The 1,071-nt window shown below is 44.8% G+C and carries 2 protein-coding genes and 1 pseudogene; all 3 read right to left on the bottom strand.

What is annotated here, in order from left to right; translation table 11 throughout:
• The coding region (locus tag KIV40_RS29770) for a type VI secretion system contractile sheath domain-containing protein (RefSeq protein ID WP_285352867.1) at window positions 1-286 on the bottom strand (286 nt) is incomplete at its 3' end.
• Window positions 286-789 (bottom strand): type VI secretion system contractile sheath small subunit, encoded by a 504-nt coding sequence (gene tssB, locus KIV40_RS29775; RefSeq protein ID WP_285352868.1) that lies wholly within the window; start codon window positions 787-789, stop codon window positions 286-288. The genes KIV40_RS29770 and tssB, both read right to left, overlap by 1 nt.
• 24 nt (window positions 790-813) lie before the next feature.
• Window positions 814-1,071 (bottom strand): annotated as a pseudogene (locus tag KIV40_RS29780) (Hcp1 family type VI secretion system effector); the annotation flags it as partial.

A 1,071-nucleotide genomic window follows, 5' to 3' on the forward strand; every position in this document is an offset into this window, starting at 1 on the left:
AACCGCGCCAAGAGCCTTCAAGCCTCTGGAATTCATCGTTTTGCATCACTCGTGAAAGTTGCTTAGACATCTGTTGATCGATCTGGGCGATCGCGTTTTCTATTGTTTTAGAAACGTTTTTGTCCCAGGTTACCGTACCACTAAGAGCCTGTTCTGCGAGGACTGAGAACAGTTCTTTGGTTGTATCAGCCGGGGTTTGGTTTGTTGCTGCAATTGCTCTGTCTAATAGACTCGCCGATGCCGCTTCTGCTTCTCCACCCGTTTGGCTTTCTAGTACAGAACTCATTACTCATCTCCTTTGCTTTCTACGCCCAACTCACTAGAAAGTGCGTTAATCTGATCGGCACTTTGTAGTACTTCTTTCAATAGCTTCTCCAAATCACGAGAACGGTCCGCCTTTGAAAGGAGCGTTTTAAGCTGTTGACGTGTTTCAGCAAGTTTGTTCAATGGTTCAACTTGCTCGATGAGAGCATCTGGCTCGAAGTCTTTCAGTGAAGAGAAAGATAAAGCGGCTTCAAATTGGCTATCGTCATCTTGTAGCGTGTTATCTACTTTCAGCTTTAGCTCTGGGCCTACACGTTTCAGAACCGTGTCGAAGTTGTCTTTATCGATCTGGTAAAACGTTCTCTCTTCTAAATCTTCGCGATCTTCTTTATGCGCAGAAAAATCCCCAATAACACCTACAACAAACGGCAGTTCTTTGTTCTCTACCGCACCATTGGTTTCAACGTCGTAAGTGATACTTACCCGGTTTTTGCTAACACGTTTGTGTTGTGAATTTAAAGCCACGTTACTTCTCCCTGTTAATCAAAATTAAGCCGCCTTAGACTCAAGTTTGCCTGTGGTACAATCGAACTTAACCATATCGCCTTTCTCGATCTTACCGCCGTCGCCTTCTTGGTAGTAAACCTTGGTCAGCGTGGTGTACGTAAGCGAGAAATCCTCTACAGGTAGCTGGCCATCAGAGCCATGAATGTTGTAGCTAGCAATACGAGTTTTCTCTAGAGTTAACACAAGGTATGGATCTGCGCCTGCACCATCACGAGATGGTTTAGTCAGCAGAATTTCAAC

Source organism: Vibrio sp. D173a (assembly GCF_030248475.1).